The organism is Spiroplasma syrphidicola EA-1, from assembly GCF_000400955.1.
In the GTDB taxonomy this organism is placed as follows: domain Bacteria; phylum Bacillota_I; class Bacilli_A; order Mycoplasmatales; family Mycoplasmataceae; genus Spiroplasma; species Spiroplasma syrphidicola.
The window spans coordinates 1047669-1069527 of the sequence record NC_021284.1 but is presented as its reverse complement, the minus strand read 5'-3'; the positions used below and the strand labels follow the sequence as shown (position 1 = coordinate 1069527).

Annotated in this window: 16 protein-coding genes, 1 other RNA gene and 1 other annotated feature; of the genes, 15 read left to right on the top strand and 2 right to left on the bottom strand. The window is 29.1% G+C overall.

The window, feature by feature from the left end; genetic code table 4:
• Positions 1-30 precede the first annotated feature (30 nt).
• The 12 genes from SSYRP_RS05005 (at position 31) to trmB (ending at position 17091) form a co-directional block, all read left to right on the top strand.
• The gene (locus SSYRP_RS05005) at positions 31-357 is read left to right on the top strand and encodes a hypothetical protein (protein WP_016341211.1); all 327 of its coding nucleotides are present in this window, start codon (positions 31-33) and stop codon (positions 355-357) included.
• Positions 358-488: 131 nt separating this feature from the next.
• Positions 489-647, top strand: a sequence feature (ribosomal protein L10 leader region).
• A gap of 19 nt (positions 648-666) precedes the next feature.
• Positions 667-1158, top strand: coding sequence for a 50S ribosomal protein L10 (rplJ, locus tag SSYRP_RS05000; RefSeq protein WP_016341210.1), 492 nt, complete (start codon positions 667-669; stop codon positions 1156-1158).
• Positions 1159-1195: 37 nt separating this feature from the next.
• Positions 1196-1564 carry a 50S ribosomal protein L7/L12 gene (gene rplL / locus SSYRP_RS04995; RefSeq protein WP_016341209.1) on the top strand — a complete coding sequence of 123 codons (369 nt, stop codon included), beginning with the start codon at positions 1196-1198 and terminating at the stop codon, positions 1562-1564.
• A 209-nt stretch (positions 1565-1773) separates the two neighbouring features.
• Positions 1774-2649, top strand: a complete 876-nt coding sequence (locus tag SSYRP_RS04990; protein WP_016341208.1) for a hypothetical protein — start codon at positions 1774-1776, stop codon at positions 2647-2649.
• A gap of 77 nt (positions 2650-2726) precedes the next feature.
• Positions 2727-5036: a lipoprotein gene (locus tag SSYRP_RS04985; RefSeq protein WP_016341207.1), complete on the top strand. Its 2310-nt coding sequence runs from the start codon at positions 2727-2729 to the stop codon at positions 5034-5036.
• A gap of 77 nt (positions 5037-5113) precedes the next feature.
• On the top strand, positions 5114-9412 hold the full coding sequence (locus SSYRP_RS04980) for an ABC transporter permease (protein ID WP_236608045.1): 4299 nt from the start codon (positions 5114-5116) through the stop codon (positions 9410-9412).
• Between the two features lie 189 nt (positions 9413-9601).
• Positions 9602-10507 carry a hypothetical protein gene (locus SSYRP_RS04975; RefSeq protein ID WP_016341205.1) on the top strand — a complete coding sequence of 302 codons (906 nt, stop codon included), beginning with the start codon at positions 9602-9604 and terminating at the stop codon, positions 10505-10507.
• Positions 10508-10540: 33 nt separating this feature from the next.
• Entirely contained in the window at positions 10541-11686 is a 1146-nt protein-coding gene (locus SSYRP_RS04970; RefSeq protein ID WP_016341204.1) for an SGNH/GDSL hydrolase family protein, read from the top strand.
• 1 nt (position 11687) lies between these two features.
• Complete coding sequence (locus SSYRP_RS04965) at positions 11688-13814, top strand: MOLPALP family lipoprotein (protein ID WP_016341203.1); 2127 nt, start codon at positions 11688-11690, stop codon at positions 13812-13814.
• 84 nt (positions 13815-13898) lie between these two features.
• Positions 13899-14322, top strand: a transfer-messenger RNA (tmRNA) gene (gene ssrA / locus SSYRP_RS05195).
• 116 nt (positions 14323-14438) lie between these two features.
• Positions 14439-16463, top strand: coding sequence for an EAL domain-containing protein (locus tag SSYRP_RS04960; RefSeq protein ID WP_016341202.1), 2025 nt, complete (start codon positions 14439-14441; stop codon positions 16461-16463).
• On the top strand, positions 16447-17091 hold the full coding sequence (trmB, locus tag SSYRP_RS04955; protein WP_016341201.1) for a tRNA (guanosine(46)-N7)-methyltransferase TrmB: 645 nt from the start codon (positions 16447-16449) through the stop codon (positions 17089-17091). Before SSYRP_RS04960 ends, trmB begins: the two co-directional genes overlap by 17 nt.
• Here trmB and SSYRP_RS04950 read toward each other — a convergent pair.
• Positions 17081-17671, bottom strand: a complete 591-nt coding sequence (locus SSYRP_RS04950; RefSeq protein WP_016341200.1) for an IMPACT family protein — start codon at positions 17669-17671, stop codon at positions 17081-17083. The genes trmB and SSYRP_RS04950 overlap by 11 nt on opposite strands.
• Before the next feature lie 109 nt (positions 17672-17780).
• Here SSYRP_RS04950 and SSYRP_RS04945 point away from each other — a divergent pair, with 109 nt between their 5' ends.
• The 3 genes from SSYRP_RS04945 to SSYRP_RS04935 all read left to right on the top strand — a co-directional run bounded on the left by SSYRP_RS04945 (position 17781) and on the right by SSYRP_RS04935 (position 20790).
• Positions 17781-18443, top strand: a complete 663-nt coding sequence (locus SSYRP_RS04945) for a uracil-DNA glycosylase (protein WP_016341199.1) — start codon at positions 17781-17783, stop codon at positions 18441-18443.
• Positions 18444-18516: 73 nt separating this feature from the next.
• Positions 18517-19470 carry an ECF transporter S component gene (locus tag SSYRP_RS04940; protein WP_016341198.1) on the top strand — a complete coding sequence of 318 codons (954 nt, stop codon included), beginning with the start codon at positions 18517-18519 and terminating at the stop codon, positions 19468-19470.
• 84 nt (positions 19471-19554) lie between these two features.
• On the top strand, positions 19555-20790 hold the full coding sequence (locus tag SSYRP_RS04935; RefSeq protein WP_016341197.1) for a serine hydroxymethyltransferase: 1236 nt from the start codon (positions 19555-19557) through the stop codon (positions 20788-20790).
• A 26-nt stretch (positions 20791-20816) separates the two neighbouring features.
• On the opposite strand, the gene SSYRP_RS04930 is transcribed toward SSYRP_RS04935, so the two are convergent.
• Positions 20817-21701 carry an alkaline phosphatase family protein gene (locus SSYRP_RS04930; RefSeq protein WP_016341196.1) on the bottom strand — a complete coding sequence of 295 codons (885 nt, stop codon included), beginning with the start codon at positions 21699-21701 and terminating at the stop codon, positions 20817-20819.
• Positions 21702-21859 lie beyond the last annotated feature (158 nt).

The window sequence follows — 21859 nt, the reverse complement described above, 5'->3', positions numbered from 1 at the left end:
TAATAAAGTTAAAAAAAGGAGAAATAAATAATGAAGAAATTATTAGAAGAAGAATTAAATAGACTATTTAAAGAAAAGGGTTTTATAGTTGAAATATCCCCGTCAAAATATTTTAATAATATAGGTAAACTTATATATATAATAGAACTGAAATTAAATGAAATAGAAAAAAATCAAATTAAAAAATTTATTCTAATTGAAAAGAGGTATGAAAATAATTTTGATATATTACCAGAGTTAGAAGACTATGAATATATAGAACTTGGTAAAAGTCCCCAAAACTTTGATTCGTATGATGCCAATGAAATTAAAATTTTAGCTAAAAATATTTATATGAGAATAAATTTAAATAATTAAAATTGAAAGCATTTATCTTAAATTTGGTAAACAATTATATAGAATTTAATGTACCATATAAAAATGTAATGTACCATATAAAAATCATTGACATTTAACCCTTTTTATATTAATATTTTATTTGGTATTGTACCATAGACATCAAAATACCATAGACAGCAACGGATGAAAATCTTAATTATGTTGCCGAGGCATTATTGATATATTGAACAATTTAAACTGTTTTTTATATTTTTTAATAATGTTCAAAGGCAATTAATCATTCGGTTAATTGCTTTTCTTTTCAAAAGATTTTATAGGAGGCAAGAAATGAAGCCAGCATTACAAACAAAAGTAGCTGTTGTAAAAGAAATTACTGATAATTTTAAAAATGCTAATTCAGCAGTTGTTGTTGAATATCAAAAATTAACAGTAGCTGAATTTACACAGTTAAGAAGAATGCTTGCAGAGCAAGACGTAAGCATTAAAGTTTATAAAAACAATTTAGTGGATTTAGCGGCTAAAGAAGCAGGATTTGCTGATTTATCAGCATTCTTAACAGGTCCTAATGCTTTTGCTTTTGGTACAGGTGAACAGATGGCAGCAGCAAAAACATTGGCAAAGTTTGCAAAAACCCACCCCGCTTTAAAATTAAAAGCTGGGATCTATGAAGGTAAAGTGTTAGATACAAAAGGAATTGTTGAAATTGCATCTTTACCAACCAAAAATGAATTGATTGCAATGTTTGCATCAAGTTTATTATACCCATTACGTATGTTCGCAATTGGGGTAAAAGAAATTGCAAAAACAAGAAGTGAGTAGTAAAAAATAATTTTTACACCAGAGGAGGATTTATATTATGGCATTATCAAAAGATGATATTATTAAAGCATTAGAAGAAATGAAATTATCAGAATTAAACGATTTAGTTAAAGCAATCGAAGATCACTTTGGAGTTGTTGCTGCAGCCGCTGTTGCTGCTGCACCAGCTGCCGATGGGGGAGCTGCTGCTGGACCATCAGAAGTTGATATTATCTTAACTGAAGCTGGAGCAAGTAAAGTTGCAGTTATTAAATTAGTTAAAGAAATTACTGGACAAGAATTAATGGCTGCAAAAGCATTAGTTGATAAATTACCAGCAACAATCAAAAGTAAAGTAAAACCTGAAGAAGCTGAAGAAATTAAAGGGCAATTAGTTGCTGCTGGAGCTTCAGTTGAATTAAAATAAGGTTTAACCCTAATTTTTAAAGCATTTTAGATTTTAAAAGGTCTAAAATGTTTTTTTATTTTTGAAAATTCCTTAAACCCAGTTTTTTTGGGGTTTTTTTGTTAAACCCGCCCCTTGTTTTTTTCTTGATTATTTGTTAAATTAATTAAGACAGTTATTATATTTAAAAATAATAACTTAGGAAAAGCTAAAAAGAGGAGGATGACATGATGGTCAGAATTAAAGGTTCAAATTTTATTAATATCTCAGACCTTCTTTATGGTGTTAACAAAATCTTCTATTCACCAGTGCCCTGAATCTTCTTATTTTCAGCTTTTTTCTTATTACTTTATTCATTTGTAAAATCATTTCGAATTAAATCTTTTATTGAAACACCAATGCAGCCAAAAGAAATTATTAAATCAGTTTTTACTTTTATTATTATTTTTGTTATTTTATTAAATTTTGATTATTTTTTATATTCGTTATCAAACAACCAAGATGATACATGAAGTATTTCCCATTTTTTTAATATTTTTATTATTTGATTTATTAGTTTGTTATTTTTTGCCAATAAAAAAATGTTCCGCCTAATTGATGTTTTAAACAAAGTAATGGGGGTCTTTTTAGGATTTGTTTTTTGTTTGCCTTTTTTCATTGCGTTAATCCGAATTAATAATTCTTCTTTAAAATGACGACCTCAATTAATCGTTGGAATTACAATCTATTTACTATTATGAATTATCAATCTTATTAATTTTGACTACAAAATTATCCGTAGTATTAGTAAACATCTGTTAGTAGGGTTCTTCTTAATCTTATTTTTACGTCTTTTTAACTTATCATTTATTAATAATGCAAAAGATTTAAGTTTATATGAAATTTTCCATAGTTTCACAGAAACAATTACTTATTGATTACTGTCTTTCTTAATTTTCTTTATTCGTGATAAAAAATGTACGCACTATTGTGAAACAAAAGAAGACTTTGACCTAGACTCATTGTCCTTTGTTTTTCTTAAAAAAAGTAATTATGTTTTAGAAACAAGTAGGACAAAGAACATTGATACCGAGAATAATGGTTATATGCAGGTTCTAACGATTTAATCCTTAACAAAATTTAGTAATATATTTATCTAACACCAATGTATTAACAAATTAAAACTATTAAGGAGTGAAAAAAAGTGAAAAAATTATTAGCAATTTTAAGTGTAACAACTTTGACAACAACTAGTACAACAACATTAGTAGCTTGTCATGCTAAAGTGGGGAACCCTACTGCAAAATATTTTGATAGTGAAATTGAAAAAATTGATCCAGTTTACCGTAACCAAGTTAAATATACAAGTACACTGGCAAAAATTTTAATTGCCTCACGTCATGAAAATATGAATACTTATGCTCTACCAACAATTAATTATTTTTTAAATAATGTTGGAAAGAATTTAAAAGGAACTTATCTAACAAAATCAGGACAAGAAGTTAAAATTGATGATTATGTAAACGAATACAAAAAATTAAATAACTTTAACTGAAATCCATGAAAAGCGGCCAATGATCAAAATTACCGTGGGGGACCTAATACGTATAATATTATGTCAACAATGGTGGGAATGACTAAATGAGATCCAAAAGCTAATGATAGTCACCCAACAACAGCAATGGACAATGGACGCTATACTGCTTTTAGTGCTAATCAAAATGTCGCTTGAGCCCAGTATGATAATGGTGCTTTAAGTAATACATTAATTAGAGATTCAGAAGCAATTAAAAATTATATTGCTGCAGTAGGATCACAAAAATGAAACCGACCCTATTTTAATGATAATGATCGCCCAGGGGTTTCAAATTTCCTTTATCAAAATTCTGCTCAATTTGCCCCAACAACAAGTGAAATGTCATATCAAAATAGTAATAAAGATAACATTGTTTTTGGACAAGCAATTGCCAACCAATCAAGTAATTTAAACGATTTATATGGTTTAAAATATTTTAATATGGCAATTAACCTCTTAACAGCTTTCCAACCAGGGATTGAGTTACAACTGTTACAAGAATTTAGTCAAATTTTACCGTTTGCAAAAACTACTTATTCTTCTGGACCAAGAAATGGGGCTTTATTATTAGCATTGCCTTTAGTGATTGCATCTCTTATTACTGAAAAATGATTTGATAGTCAAAAAAACGTTGTAGATGGAGCAAGCATTTTACAAGTTTTTGATAAATCAGTTATTGAAACTACAACAATTAAAGTTTCAGGAAAAGACTTAAAATTATCTGATTTAGCCGGGACAGTTTTAAAGGAAAAAACTTTACCAATTGCAGGAGATGATAGTAAGCAACAATATTTAGATCTTAATAATCCAAAACATCAAGACCATCAAGATCTATTATTAGAAACAACTGCGCAGTTATCAAATTGATTTAAAGCAGCAATTGCTAAGGCAGGGGCTAGTTTTAATCCTGAAAAATTAAATGATGTTTTAAAAACAGACTTACAAAAAATTATTCCAGATTTTGAAAAGATAATTAGCAGTATAACAATGGTTGATGAAGCAACTTCATTAATTCGTACAGTAATGTCAATGGTTAAATCAAATAGCTTTGATTTCTATAGTTTATTACGGGGAATGGGAGGCTTTGCCAACTGATTCTTTAATATTGATGCAAGTGGGAATTACAAAATTAATACTGACAATGTTAATAATGTAATTAAAGTCTATAATGCTGAAGAAGATGGTGTTAGTGGTTATAATGCTGATTTATCATCAGTTGATCCTAAAAGTGATTATGGTAAATTAGTATTAGAATCATATGGTTTTGATAGTAAAACACAATCATATCAAAAAGGGTCATTATTTGATATGTTTAATATTTGAGCGCATGGGGATTCAGAAAATTTAGATTCTGATAACAATATGATGTATAAATTTGTTCAACAAGTATTGAACCCAGAATCAGGTTATGTTGGAAAAATGTTAAAAGATATTAATGAAGCAATGCGTCAAGATTGGTTTGATAACATTTTCCTTGATAATAAATGACATATTACTGCTTCAGGAAAAGGAGTTGACAATACTGATTTAGGAGTTGTCAAAATGGATGGTACTAATGTTGCAAGCATTCGCTACCAATTAGATTATTATGGGCCAAAAGATGCCTCAACTAATTTAAATAAACATGTTGACCCCTTAGGATATACTGATCCAGCAAGTGGAAATTCACCAAGTTGAATTGACCAGGCCGGAATTGATGACCGTTATAATATTGAACCAGAACAAAGTTCACAGTGAAGTTTGAAAGACTGAGCTGAATATGATGGTAACGGTAGCTCATATATTAATCATAGTGATCAAATTAAATATAGTTATGTTGTTCAATTTGATAATCTAGTTCCAGAACTAGCCCCTGTAAATAATATTTCAAAAGACAAATACCGCAGTTTTTTACTTACTGATTTTGCTTGATATTATAACGATGATAGATATTATTAAAAAGAGAATAGGTAAAGATTATAGATATGCTATTATTTTGACAAAGCCTTAAAAATATAGTTAAACAAAAGACACAAGTGATAATATTTATTATTTTGGCTGTTCTTTTGTCAGTCTTATCTTCAGCATCTTGGATAGTTAACGAACGCTTAGTAAGTGGCTATCATTTTATGGGTGCTGGGACTTTTGACTATGATTATTTAACTAATTTTAATAGTAAAAAGAATAAAACAGTTGATACCCCAACAATTACACCATGGTATGCTTTCGGAGCGGACTATCATTTAATTACTGAAAAAAATAATCAGTTTAGTGCGGACCAAGATAAACCAGCGCAAACTTTACCATTTTTGGAAATTGGGCGGAATGGGGCATTAAAAGCCTTAGATAAAGATGTGGATATCAAAATCACTTTTAATGCGAGTCGTACAGAAGTTCAAAATATTATTTTTACTAATAAAGAATCAAAAGCAATAACTTTTTTAAATGATGGTTTATATCGATTTAATTTTCAATCAGCAGTTTTTAAAAAATCATTAATTGGTCAATTCTATGACCAAGAAGGTAACATAAACTCTAATGAACAAAGGCAACAGATTCAAGAATTTATGGCAAATTTCGTTTGTAGTGATATTGCAAAAAATACAATGTATTTATTAATTGATTATTTAAATGATTTAATTCAAAAAGACCCAAGTTTAAAAGAAGAGGGTAATGAAGGAGAATTAAAAGACAAATTAATTGCTTTTGTTAACCCAAATCCAGCTAACCCAACAACGCAGTGGCAACAGCATGTTGATCTTAGCCAGCCAGAAGAACAATTACAAAATATTCCTGATGTTAAAAATGTTAAAAATGAAGTTTTTGCAAAAGGTTTAGATGGTAGTTTGAGTCTTTTAGTTAAAAATACCCAGGCAAGTTCTATTTTAATTAAACAGTTAGAATTATTCTATAGTTCAAGACAAGTTGAAAAACTTAATCCTGTTGGTTACAATTTAAATATCAAAAATGCAGTTTTTAGTATTAATGATTTCTATAATGAAAATAATAATAACAATGACTTTAATGAGTTATCACAAGGAACTAAATATGGACCGTTTCAGTTCATGTCAGCTTATTACAAGTTAGTCAGTGCGAAAAGCAACTTTAAACTACAATTCCGTCAACAATTTGAGTATTCAAATTTATCGAATAGTAGTAATTACAAAGTGATTAATTGAGAGCATTTACTTGCCTATGATCAGTTAAAACTTATTGAAAAATATCAGAACTTTGACCCCAATAACGGAATTCATGCTGTCTATGCGGTTATTTCACCGCAATTTGCAAAAGCAAATAATTTGAAGTTAGGTGATTCATTTACAATTGGGGAAAATAATCAATTATTTGTCGGAGCAATTGGTGGAGATACTTTGAATATTTATCCGACAATTTATGATACTGATATCTTCCCAGACCCTAAACAGGATGCAATTGTTTATGTTGCACCATCAGTTTGAATTCGCAATACAATTGCGGCTCCAACTGATATTGAAGAAAATAGTACAATGTTTTTTAAATATAATGGCTCAAATCAAAACAGTGATTTTCAGAAATTAACCAGCTTGATGGCTTCTGATTATCATAGTTTACATCAGCCAAATAATAAAGATTTACAGTTATCATCAAAACAAGATACTTCATTAGTTTATAGTCGTTATTCCTTAATGGGGCGAGCAATTCTAATTTATCAAATTTTTGCTTTATCTTTATTCATAGTATTTTTAATTATTTTAGTTTTTACCTTATCAATTTTAATAAAAAAAATTATTAAACAAGAAACAATTACCAATGGAATTTTAAAGGCCAACGGTTATAGTAGTACAAAAATTACTAGTAGTTATTTAGCATATGCTTTAATTACAACGATAATTGGAGTTCCGTTAGGTTGAGCGCTTGGTTTAGTTATTCAAATACCATTAATTTCAATTTTTACCAATTACTTTATTATTCCAAATTATTTTATGGTATCAGGATACCCACTCTTATTTGCGCTTATAATAATTGGTTTAGTTAGCATTGCGGCAATTTGATTTACTGCATGACGCCAACTAAATAAAAATCCGTTAGATCTGATTAATCCAAATAAAAATATTGTGACCCCAAAATGAACCGAAAAAGTTTTCAATCGTGTTAGTTTTAAAAAATTCACAACAAAATTCCGTTTCAATATGATGGTTACCTCTAGCAAAAAAATTGGTTGATTCTTTTTAACTTTCTTTATTGCTAGTTTAAGTTTAACTTTTGCGGTATTGATCCCAACCTCAATTAATAAGTTTAGTGAAGAATACTATCGTAATTTAGATTATAAAAATGATTATAATTATGACTATGTTGTTGGAAATATCCCCTTTTCACGTTATCAAACTTATAATTGAGATGGACCAAAAAGTAGCTCATCCCCAACATATCCAATAACAAATAATTCGCTTTTTGCACAATATTTAAATGCCGGAGATGATAAAGGGTGACTTAAGTTATCAGATATTACCAGTGAAGCAGATATTCAAAAGTATTCACAAAATATTAGTGATATGATTGCTTTTAACTTTATGGCGGGGAAAGGAGCAAGTTTATCAATTGGAGCTTTTGTTGACATTGCAAGTAAATTCCCAGGAACAAAAACTGAAATTAATAGATTAATGTGTCAGATTTTCCCAAAAATATTTGGTAAACAAGAAGTTATCCCTGATCCAGGGCAGTCATTATCTGATCAATGAGCGTATTGTTTAAATTATTCGATTAGTGATATTATTCCAAATAATATTCGGATGATGTGATTAAAAGATCCGCTAACAATTGAACAATTTAATTTTACTTTTGGTACATCAACTTATAATCAAAACAATGAAGACCTTTATACTGCTTTTAACTTAAGAAGTATTATTGGGGCGAATAGTGAATATAACATTAAAACATATGGGATTAATGAAAACAATAAAACAATTATTTTACCAGGAAGAGGAACATTGGCAGATAGTAAAACAATTGATCCAACTAAACAGTCAGTTCCGATTGTTATTAATCAAAAGGCCGCTTTAATAACTAATTTAAAAGTAGGCTCAAGTTTTACTGGAACAACAAATAAAAAATTATTAGAATTTGGTAATGAAGTTGAAAGTGCAACTAATAGCCAAAATAATCTAACTTATCAAAAACCTGTTTCCTCATCGCTATGAAGTTATGGTAATGATAATTGAGATCCTCAGGAAAATATAGATCCTTTTACAATCGATTTAACAAAATTAACGATTGGGGAACAAAAAAGTAAGTATGGATTTACTGATGAAAATGGTAATCGTCAAGAATATTACAATTTAAAAAATTTCATGTTAAAAATTCCTAAAGATACTTTTAAACCAGGAGAATTTTTAACTCCATCCCAAAGTCAGACAACTGGACACCAATTACCAGGATTATTAAAAGAATCAAACGTTGTCAATACTACAAAAGACCCTAACTATTATTTAGTTCGTCCTTTTGATACGGGTATTGATGAGGTAATTACAGGAATGGGGGCTCTAAGTAGTGGCTTCCCAACTACTTGATATAGTGAAGCAATGCGCCAAGGATTATTAAAAATTACCGATAATCAAGTTAAAACAACTTATCATATTGTTGGAATTCAAAATTCTTATGATGCGCCAAGGGCTTATATTAATCAAAATGTCGCAAATAATATTTTAGGATATCCCGTGACAGAAGCTAATTTATACGGCCATAATAATTCTGCTAATCCATTGCAATGATTTAATGGAAAATTTAGTAAGTACGACGATCAAGTTGATTTAACTAATCGTTTTAACTTATCGTCACATGATGGATCATATTCAGTTAATAACTTTATTAATGGCCAAATCACTAATGCGATTACGGGAACTGATTTTATTGGTATTAAAAGTGATGTTATTAAAAAATTATCAATTGTATCAAATAATTTATCCATTATTTATGTCTTATTAACTATTATTACAGCGATTATTATTATCTATATTATGACAGACTTCTTTGTTAATAGTTATTTAAAATTTATTGCTGTAATGAAAGCCTTAGGTTATTCAAACTGAGAAGTAAATAGTCTAACGTTAGGAATTTTCACACCATTTGTAATTCTTGCTTGAGCAGTTGGAGTAACAGTAATGTGATTAATTGCTAAATTAGGAGTATTCACCTTTTCAATGATAACCCAAAATGTTATTCCGTTTAGTTTCCCATGATTGGTTTTACCAATTACGGGAGGAGTTATTTTACTAATTTATGCAGTAACTTATTGAATTTCAATTCAAAAAATTAAGAATATGAGTATTCAAGAACAAGTTAATGCTAGTGAAATTTAATTATTTGGAAAGAATTATGATAAAAAAAGTTAATGAAAATTAACTTTTTTTATTTTTTTAACTAGTATTTGTCAAAAATAAAAGTTATAATTATTTTAAGCTAAATTCAACTGGATAATTAACGAAAAAATAAATAATTTAAAAATAAATAATTTAATTAACTAAAAATTTTATAAAGGAGATAAAACAATGTTTAATAATCTTACCAAAAAGATGAAAGTTATTTGACTATCATCTTTAGCAGGAGTTATGACTCTATTTTTTGTTTTGGGATTAGGTTTTTCCATCCCGGGAATGGGATTAGAATCATTGAAATTTATTAAGTCAGTTGAGAAACAAATTGATCAGAAAATTCCAAAAAATAAATTTGTCTTGGACGGTCAAAGTTCAATTTATACCGATATTATGGAAAAAGGAATTTTAAATACATATATTGGTGATGCCGTATCAACAATAAATTTTTATGAAGAAAATAGTAATCGCCAAACTTTAATTGACGAATATAGTGCCTATGCCAAAGAATGATTTAATAAAACATGAGGAGAAAAAATCGCCAATAAACAAGATGTTGATTTAAATACTATTTCTCATGATTTAATTGAATTCGATAAAAGTGTAGCGGAAAAATACCATAATTATGGTTATGTTCATAGTGGTTTAGAATGATTATTTAAACCAGGAGGAATTAAAAGTATCTTTGCACAAGGAACATATGATGATGCTTTACGTCAACAAACAATAATTGATCAAGCAGCATACAAAACTGCTACTGATGCGACACAAAAAATCCCTGAGGGAATTACAGTGATTAAATCAGCGGGGACATATATTGTTAATAACAAAGTTTGATTTTTTAATCTGCAAAATGAAGTTATTGAAAAATTAATTACTGCCCCAAAAAAAATTTTAAAAAACCCTAATTTAAAAGCAAGTGATCGACCAGCGGATATAACAACTAACGATTTATATCATCCCAATTTTACATTAGGAATTAGTTTAGCAAAAACAGGTTTTGTCTTTTTACTTGTGATAACACCAATTGTCTTTGGAGCGGCAATTCCAATGATTGTTTTAATTACTATTAAAAGAAAGTAACTTATTAATTACAAAAAGGAGTGAGGAACAAAGATGAGAAAATTATTAAGTTTTTTAGGGGCGATGGTTATAACAACATCAACCACAACTAGTATTATTAGTTGTAGTATTCCCCAAGGAGAAGGAATTGATTTAAATAAGGATTTAGACTTGATTGGGAAAAATCTTGATAAATCAAAAGCAATTGATGATCGTGTTGCTGGTAATTTCTTCTCAAATTATTATATTTTAGGTGATAGTTTAAGTGATTCTCATGGAATTGAAAATGTCGTTCATGAAAAAACAAATTTAACGGTTAAAATGACTGGGAATTATAAAAATGGTAGTTTTACTAATGGTGAAACAGCTGGGGTATTACTAGGTGATAAACTTGGCTTTGGAACAGAAATTCGTGATAGTGATGTTCAATATTTTAATAATTATACTAACCCCCGCCGTAACTATGCCGTTGGTGGAGCCACATCTGCCAAAATGGCTGGTGCAATGGGGATGATTGTTAATAGTGTTTCAATTGAAGAACAGGCAAAATATCTTGTTCAACAGCATCAATTATTTTCTGATGAACTAATTTTTATTGAAATTGGTGGGAATGATATGATGGCAATGCTAAATGATAATCTTTCAAATGTTCAACAAACTAAAATATTAGATCAAATGCTAGTTAATTTAAGAAATACATTCTTTACTTTAACTAATAATGGGGCCCGTCATATTTTATTTATGAATACCCCCGATGTTGAGTATATTCCCCTTTATAATGCAACTTATAAACCAGAACTTCCAGCTGCTGAGCGGGAAAAAGAAAAGCAATTAGTCCATGAAAAAGCTAACCTATTAGGGGAAAAAATTAATTATGAAACTAAAAAAATTATTGATACTGTTAACCAATACTATCCAAATAGTATTAAAATGTATGATTTATTCAGTAATACAAAAAGCTTACTAGATACTTTTGGAGAAGGTCAAGGTTATAACACCACAAACCCGGTAACAAGATTAGATGAAAGTGCTTTGATTGATAAAATTTTTGCAGGAGGAAACCTTGATTCACCCTTTGCAGAAGGAATGACAACTGCTGATTTTGATAATCATTTCTTTTTTGATGATGTTCACCCGACAGCAAATGTTCATAAGTATGTGAGCGAAGAATTAGCAAAAATTGTAAAGGAGTGGGAATAAAATGAAAAAATTATTAAGTTTATTAGGAGCAACAGCATTAACTTTTTCTGGGGTTGGTTCAGTGACAGCGTGTACTAAAACTTCCGAAGCAGTGCAAGCAGCACTCGGAAATTCTAAAATTAACTTAGCGCTGGCTTCAAATTCTTTTGCTCGGGCAATGATTGTTGGTAATGAAAAAGGATATGATGCCAATTACATTATTAACAATTTTGCAAAAGGAGATATTGTTAATGCTCCTGTTGATGAAAGCGAAGGGGTTAATAAATACTCATATTTAGGTGATATCAGTAGTTTATACTTTAATAATAATTTGTATAGTAAAGATTTTACAACGGATTTACAGTTAGAGGGTAAAAAGCCTGAATTTGCAAGTGATAATATTTTAGGGCAGCTAGGAAGTATTATGCCAATATTAATTAAACTAATTGAAGAAAAAGGCTTATTTGGAGCCTTACAAATCTTTTTAAATATGCCGTTACTATGAGAATTTATATCGCCAGGGATGTTAAAAATGTTAGGGGATATTATTGATGAAGATACTTTATTATCTTTCAAAGATACCTTTGATGATTCAATTTATGAAGGTCTAAATTATCAAGAAGTATTAAATTCTGGAGTTATTAGTTTAAGTAATGCGTTGGATGCCTTTTTAAATCAAAAAGATGATCGTACAACAATCGGATATCGTTCATTATCAAACGAACAATTAGCCGAAAATTATCAGCAATCATTAGAAGTAATTGGGGTTAATATTGGAAAATTATTAGCAGGATCTGCAAAACTTAATTTTGATTTAATCGAAAATCTTCCCTTTGTTGCTGAATTATTGCGCTTTGTACGGGTTTTATTTGTCTATGTTGAACAATTTGACCAATATCGTCAATATAAGCCAACAAATGTTAAAGATAAGAATCATATTTTTAGTGCTAGTGAAGATAATTTTACCGTTATTAATAAAATTCGTCAGCAAAATTATAATACCGAAACAAATATTAATTTTAAAAAATTAATTGTAAACTTACAGTATTATTTCACAACTAGTGAAGATGATCCAAAAGGAATTCATTTAATGAAATTAATGCAAATTCTATTTTTACCAGAAGAATTTACTTTTAAACCTGAACAGAATAATGGCTTAATGAATATAGTTTATAAAGTAATGGGGATACTAACAAAAGCAGTTCCTACAAAAATAGAGAAAAAGGATTTTGATATTGCTTCTATTTTAATGCTTTTATTAGTAGGTATTATTACTAATGGTGACATATCCTCTATAGTGCGGATTATGGGATCAATGTTAGGTAGTGGCCATGAAAAAGAAAAAGCAAGAATCAATGAAATTGCAAAAACAATGACAAAAGCTTTTGAGAGTCTTTATAATGGTCAGTTAATCCCAGATTTTTTAGAAATTTTTGGTATTTTGGGAACAGCCTTTGGGTTTAAGATACCAGAAATTAATTTACCTTTTGCTAATTTACAAGAATTATTAACAACACCATTAAAAAATATTTTAGGTCAAAACGCAATTACAAGTCTTTTTGGTGATAATTCGGTTGATACGTTGTTAAATAAAATCGCATTAACTGCAGGAATTGACAATAAATATGCTGTAATTGATAACAAAAATGATTTTCCAACCAAATATTTAGCAAACATTTTTGCAGGACTGGCAAAATGAACTGTTTGAACTGATGCTGAGGGAAAACAACATTCCGGAATATTATTACAAAAAGCAGTTAGTGATCCAACAAAGTTTTTAGAAGTCCTTGGTTACAAGAAAGATGATAAGGGCAATGATATGTTTGATGAAGATTCACCAGCCTGATATCTTAACGCTATTATTGGCAAAAATGATTTTATTTTAAATATTTTAGCGGAATTATTAAAAGACGCACAAGAAAGTATTAATAAACAAAATGAAGTTGCGCAAAAACTATTTAATGACATTAAAAATAGTTGATTATCAGCTTTAAAAACCGAAATTACGGTTATCAAACAAGATTTTACCTATAACGGTAACGAAATTGTTCAATTAACAGAAACGATTAAATACAATAATATTGAATATAATGTTGTTGTTAAAAAAGTTAACGGATATTTTGTTTTTAACACCATTTCAAAATTATAAATTTCATTATAAAACTCATTTAATCGAAAATGATTGAATGAGTTTTTATTGTGCTTTTTTGCAGAAGGTTTATAATTATAGTATGGGGGTGTCTAGGTTTCGACAGGAGTGGTTGAATTTTATAGGCAGTAGTTTGGCAGACTATAATGCTACTAGGTTTGAAGAAACGCAAACAAAAACAACAAAGAAGATAAAATTGAAATGCCAGCATTCATGATGAATAATCAATTTGCTGGTTCAATGCTAGCTGCTTAATTAACTCGCTGTTAGAGTTTTAGTTAGCCGTAATAGAAACTAGTTGTAGGTTAATAGTTTTTATCGTAGGAAAAAAATAATCTAACCGGAATAATAAGGGGTAATGGTATTATTTTTGGTTCCAAATTACCTAGTAATTTAATTAGTTGTTCTGTCCTACCATTAAATTATGAATAAAGCTGATAGAACTAAACTGTAGATTATAAGAGGAAAGCATTTGTGGACGCGGGTTCGATTCCCGCCACCTCCACCATTTTTTATTTTAATTGAAGCGATTATTACTAATAATAATTTGAATTAAAGCAAAAAATCTTTAAAGCCTTAATTATATTGATATAATAATTAAGAAAGTATTGATGAGGTGAATTGATGAATAATATTTTAAATGTAATATTTGTATATTTACTATTTATTGCCATTTTTGTATTCATTTATGCCTTTACTTGGGGTCTTGTTCGAAACTATTTTGTTCGTTTTACCATTTATTACCAAGCAATTATTGGTGGGGTTTATGCGATTTTAGCAATTGTCGCGGAAAGCCTAATCCCAATTTTTGTCAAAGATATTAATGTTAATATTATCGTAATTTACCTACCATTAATTGTTTGCTGGTTAATTGGAGTTTTTATTTCATGAATTTCAATTATTATGTATACAACATTTATTTTTATCTTCACGTTTGTTATTGCCATTTTTTTCCAGACGTCTTATTTTTATACTGTAAGTTATCCAATTGATATTATTACAATGGTGTTATTATATGTAATTACTTTTAGTGTTATTATTATTGTTAAAATATTTAAGTGAACACAATGAACAAATTGATCATTGTTAACGTTAGTTGCCTTTGTCTTTAATTCAATTATGATTTTAATTCAAGTCAAAGATAAAACATGGGCAAATTATTTACTAGATGAATTAGTTGTCTTAATTTGAATTGGAATGAGTTATTTAGCTTATTTATTGGGTGCTGGAATTGAACTAATTTACAATCATGCCTTAAAATTACAAAATATTATTGAGTATGATCGTAGTAAATATTTACGAGAGGCTTTAGCCCATGAAGCAATTTATGACTATATCCATCGTAATAAAATCCGCCAAGGGTTATATTTAACTTTTGCAATTAATAATATTAATGCCTTAGACCGTTTTTTAACTAGTAATTTAAAAAATAAAATTATTGATTTAATTTCCCAGCAAATCTTTAAAGCCTGAGAAGGGCAAGATGTCATTTTTTTTAAAGCAAGTTTAAACCATTTTGGAATCTTTGTGCCAATTCCGTATTATCAAAAAATAAATATTGCCAAATTATTACAAGATAACCAATTAAAAACTCGTCATGAAGATGATTTATTAAAGAAATTTGAAAAAATTATTCAGGGAGTCGAAACAACTTATAAATATCAGAATTATAATATTATTGTTAAATTACAAGGTTATGCTTCTTTTTATGGATTACAGTCAAATAACTTAGACAAACTAAAAGACTACAATTTGTTTGCCGCGGAGAATCGCTTAAATTTAGAATATAATAACCAAGTAATTGTCATTGACCCAGCTAGTATTATGGCATTAAATCGTCAAAAACGGAGTATTTTAACTTTAAATGAAAATGTCTCATTACAAAAAATTTTAAGTTTATTTTCTTCTGTTGTTGATGTTAATAATCAGTTTAATGTCCTTGGTCACTACGCAACAAATTTAATTAACGGTAATGAAGTTGATTCCTTTTTAGATCAGAACATTGAAAATGTTACTGATACAATTCATGAAGAAGTTTTATTGCGTTATAATGCGGCGTTGAACATTAAAAATTTCCGAAAATTCAAAGAATACTTAAATTATCAGCTGTTCTTAACCTATTCGGCAAGTTTCTTAGCAAGTAAGAGTTTTAATTTAAAAAAATTTGTGGCAAAATTAATTGAGTTAAAAATTAATACAGCTAATTTAATTTTAACGTTTGATTTAAAAGAAATTGGTTTTGATACCCACCGCTTTGAAAAGAATTTAGCTAGTTTAAAAGAATTAGGGATTAAAATTGCGGTTAAAAATTTAGGAGCATTGGAAACAGATATTAGTAGTTTAGGGTACTATCAACCAGATTATGCTATTATTGCACCAACTTTAGTTACAAAAATGTTCTTACAACAAAATCTGCAAACTTTAATTGCGGAATTAGTGGAATTAACGGAAAAATTACAAATAACTTTAATTGCTCCCCATGTTAATAGTTATTTAACTTATAAGCGAATAAAAGAGTTAGGAATTAATTATATGTTTGGAACATTATTTGGCGTTTATGAAGAACCACAAGGGGAAATTTTAACAGAAGTTAAATTTGCCTTATTCAAAAATGAAATGAAAGGATTAAAAAATGAGATTAAGAAATAAACCATGAGCCAATGATTATTTTCTCGAACAAAAGGAATACACTGTTCGGAATTCAACAAAATATCGTGGTAAATGAGCTAAAAAAGTTTTTAAAAATAATAACCCTGTTAATATTGAAATTGGTTGTGGCAAAGGGGGGTTTATTTTAGCCCTAGCAAAGAATAACCCTGATCAAAATTATCTGGCGATTGAAAAATTTCCTTCTGTGGCGGTTATTGCCCTTAAAAAACTTGTGAATGAAAAACTTTCAAATTTAAAAATCATCACCGATGATGCGAAAATACTATCTGAAATTTTTGCGCCGGAAGAAATTAGCAATATTTATTTGAATTTTTCTGATCCATGACCAAAAAAACGTCATGCTAAACGCCGTTTAACATCAAAAACTTTTTTACCATTATATGATGAAATTTTAAACAATGATGGGCGCATTTATTTTAAAACCGATAATGATGATTTATTTGCTTTTTCAATTGCTGAATTTGAGGATAGTAATTGAACAATCGTAAAACAAACAACAGATCTGTATGCTAATCCGAACTTGTTAAAAAATAATATTGCGACAGAATATGAACAACGGTTTGTTGAAATGCGTAAAAATATTAATTATGCCGAAATTAAAAAATAGTATAGCTGATTTTATTAACTTGACAGTAGTTAATAAAATCAGTTTTACTTTCAACCCGTAAATTAAAAGTAAAGACAACAAGAGACTCATGATAAGCTGTTTGGTAATTTGTGATATTGAAGAAATGAAAAAGACTATCTTTAATAACTTTATTTTTACTAATATCACAAGTTACTTGCAATGTTATTTCTTCAAAATAAGGTTCAAGCGTAGTTAATTTCAAACAATCACGAACACTATTGGCATAAGCACGAATAAGACCTCCAGCACCTAATTTAATCCCACCATAATAGCGGATTACCAAGCAAACAATATTAGTTAAATTATTCGCTTTTAAAACCTCTCAGATTGGTTTCCCAGCCGTATTGGTTGGTTCACCATCATCATATTTGCGGATGATATCAGCATTTTTACCAATAATATAGGCATAGCAATTATGAGTTGCATCAAGATCCTGATAAGCGCTGATAAAATCTTTTGCGGCTTTTTCACTAGTAACTTTTTGAATAAGACAAAGAAACTTTGATTTTTTAATTATTAAAGGATTACTTATAACATCGCTAGTGGTAAGTTGGTTCATCTAATTCTCCTCATTTTATCATTTTGTTTTAATTTTACCGTAAATTCTTTAAAACTTAGTGCTAGTTTTATTTCTTTTTGGTTATAATAATAAAAAGGTTGGTGATAAAGTGCTAACAAATCTCGCCATTGGTTGAAAAGATTTTTTTGCGGCAGAGGAACAAAAGCCATATTTTAAAAAACTTTTGGCTAGTATACAAACCGAATATGAGCATTATCAATGTTATCCCCCGGCTCAAGATATTTTTAACCTTTTTCGGATATTAAATCCTAGTGATATAAAAATTGTTATTATTGGTCAAGATCCTTACCATGGACCAGGGCAAGCTAATGGAATTGCTTTTAGTGTTAACGATAATATTAAAAATCCGCCTAGTTTAAATAATATTTTTAAAGAATTACAAAATGATTTAAATATCGATCATTTTAAGAGTGGTAATTTAGTTGGGTGAGTAAAACAGGGTGTTTTTCTATATAATACAATCGGAACCGTTCGTGCTGCCACCCCTTTAAGTCATAAAAATTTAGGGTGGCTAGAGTTTAGCATTAACCTAATTAATTATTTAAATCAAGTTAATCCTGATATTATTTATGTTCTTTGGGGTAATTATGCCAAAGAATATGGAACTTATATTTTACGCAAAGATCATATTATTGCCGGAGCTCATCCTTCACCATTTAGTTACCATTTATTTCGTGACCAAAAAATGTTTTTAAAAATGAATGATTTATTATTAAAAAATAAAAAAAAGGTTATTGATTGAGGAATGTAAGGTATAATAATATTAACTTTTATTAAGTTTATTTTTTTGGTTAAATTTAACACTGATAGAATGCGAGGCGCACATGAACTTATTAACTAATTTTAGTGATATAACTAAAATATTCTATAGTACAACAATGGCATACATTGCAAGTGGCCTAATTGGTGTTTTATTTCTTGGGTATTGTTGTTATAATGGGGTTTATTATTTAATTAATCCCAAAAAATACCATGGTATTCGCTTTACAACCAAAAATATTGCTTATATCACGATGTTATCAGCGGTTTCTGCCGCTGTTACAATTGTAATTTCAGTTACTGTTCCAATTACAGTTTTCCCTCCGGTGCGAATTGCTTTTGAAGGTTTAATGGTTAAAATTGCTGGCTTTATTTTTGGCCCAATCGTTGGGTTATTATCAGGGGTAATTACCGATTTAATAGTAATGTTATTTGTTCCATCATATGTTCATATTGCCTACATTATTGTTATTGCCTCATATGGGTTTTTATCAGGGTGTGTTTCGTCATTAAACCGCGCAGTTGGTAAGCAAAAATGAGTTTTATTCTTATTTACTAATATTTTTGTTGTTTTATTTGGGGCAATGGCGTCAGTAATGACATGATTTTCACCAGTAGATAGTATTAAATTATTTGCGGGGTTAAATGCAAGTAAAACAGTCTTATTGTATATTATTATTATCGGTTCTTTATCAACCTTATGTATTATTTGAATTATTATGTTTATTTATCGTCATTTTGATAAAACCAAAAAACGTTATTGAGATCTTGTGGCAATTATTATGCTAGCTGTTATTAATGAATATTGAGTAACAACCTTAATCTCGGCTTGAGGAGATATTGCTTTCTTAACAGTCTCCCAAAATAAAACAGATACTGATGGCTATGGTGTGACAATGATTTCTCGGCTTGCCATGGCCCCGTTAAAGATTCTCTTTAACTCAGCAATTATTTACTTAACCTATCGCGCAATTGGGCCTTTAATTCACAAAGATACCAATTCAGCGCTACAATATTAAATTAAAATAGTTTCAAAAGGATTATTTTAATTTTTTATTTAATAGTACAATTATTTTAGAAAGAAATAAGAACGGAGGAAGATTATGAAAATAAATCAACAATTACAAGAATTAATGAATTTAGAATTAAAGCGCCAACAAGATCATATTGAATTAATTGCTTCAGAAAATTATGTTAGTGAAGCAGTTTTAGAAATTGCTGGGTCAATTTTAACGAATAAATATAGTGAAGGATATGCTTTTCATCGCTATTATGGGGGCTGTGAATATATTGATAAAATTGAGCAATTAGCAATTGATAAGGTAAAGGAAATGTTTCAAGCTGAACATGCTAATGTCCAACCCCATTCAGGGAGCCAAGCCAATACGGCAGCTTATTATGCAATGCTAAAACCAGGAGATAAAGTTTTGGCAATGGATTTATCAGCTGGTGGCCATTTAACACATGGACATAAAGTAAATTTTTCAGGACGTTTATATGAATTTCATAGTTATGGGGTTAATCCGACAACCCAAGAATTAGATTATGATGAAATTGCTCAAATTGCGAAAGTAGTACAACCAAAATTAATAGTTGCGGGAGCTAGTGCATATTCACGTGAAATTGATTTTAAAAAATTCCGCGAAATAGCTGATAGTGTTGGGGCTTTATTAATGGTTGATATGGCTCATATTGCCGGATTAGTGGCGGCTGGTTTACATATGTCCCCAATTCCTTATGCTGATGTCGTGACGTCAACAACGCATAAAACGTTACGTGGCCCACGTGGGGGCTTAATTTTATCAACAGCCAAATGAGCGAAAAAAATTGATAGTGCTGTCTTCCCTGGAAACCAAGGGGGGCCATTAGAACACATAATTGGGGCGAAAGCACAGGCTTTTATTGAAGCTTTAGCCCCAGACTTTAAAACATATCAACAAAATGTTATTAATAATGCAAAAGTTTTGGCTAAAACATTACAAGACAATAATTTTACTTTAATTTCAAATGGAACTGATAATCATTTATTAATGGTTGATGTCAAAAAAAGTGTTGGTCTTTCCGGAGCAGACGCTGAAGCAATTTTACAAAAAATTGGAATTATTTGTAATAAAAATATGATCCCATTTGATACCGAAACACCAGTTGTAACAAGTGGTATTCGCTTAGGAACACCAGCAATGACAACAAGAGGATTTGGAACAGCAGAATTTCAACAGTTAGGAGAAATTATTGTTGGGGTATTAAAAGATCATAGTGATGAAAGTTTAATAAAATATAGCCAAGCAGTAAAAACCTTGCTAGAAAAATTTCCAATTTATAATGATATTAAGTATTAAAAAACTAGTTTAATTAAACTAGTTTTTTAATTAGTCATCAGTCATTTTAGAATAACGGTTCTGATGTCATAGAAATTACTAAAGTTATGTTCTAAAATAGCATTTAAATCATGGTTAGCTAAAAGCCAAGAAAAGTGGGAACTAATTTGATTATTATTATGATTAAAACCATCTAAATTACGACCATGATCAGTTGTACTCATAATTAATCAATCTTCTTTTGGCAAATTTTTTAGAACATTAGTTCAAATTTTGTCATATTGGCTAAGTAATGTTTTAATAATTGGATGATCATCTGGAACGTTACTATGTTTTAAGGAATCAAAAATACCATTATAAGCAAAAATAAAGTTATTACCTTCTGTTGTTAAAGTATTAATATCTGCTAGTAATTTTTCTGCTCAATAATTAATTGCTTCAACAGTGTTATAATCAAAATTTTCATCATCAATAACTGTATCAATGTTATTTCGTAAAGGAACATTAAAAATGTTTTCCACATATCATGGTCCTAGTTCTTGTAAAGCAATTGCTGTTTTAATTGTTGAATCATTTTTCTTAATTAATTCAAAAACATTTGTTCCGGTTTCTAAAATATTACCTCAAAAAATTGATTTTCATCCTTTGATTGTTTCATAACTTTGAATATAAAAATTGCTTTTAAAAACAACTTCCTGAGCTGTTGGTAAGCTTTCCTTGATATTTTGGTAAGGAACCCCATCAACACCAAATAGTAAGGCATGTTTTTTCGAATTTAGGGTTAATTGATTATTTGATAAATACTTGTCATCTTCTTTTTGTAAAAAACTACGATCATCGCGATAATCCGTATTATTGGCACATCCTATTAAAGTCATTGGATAACTGGCAAACAACACCGACAGGGATAATACTTTTAAGAATATACGCATATATTTGCTCTCTCTTTCATTAAAATTCTTATTGCTAAGTGGTATTTAATAAAAATGTATAGTGTTATTAATACCATCTTATCATAAATTTACTTAAAAAATAAGGAATAGTAATACTAGTTCCTGCTGTCGGCGATGATATTTCCAATAATTCCAAG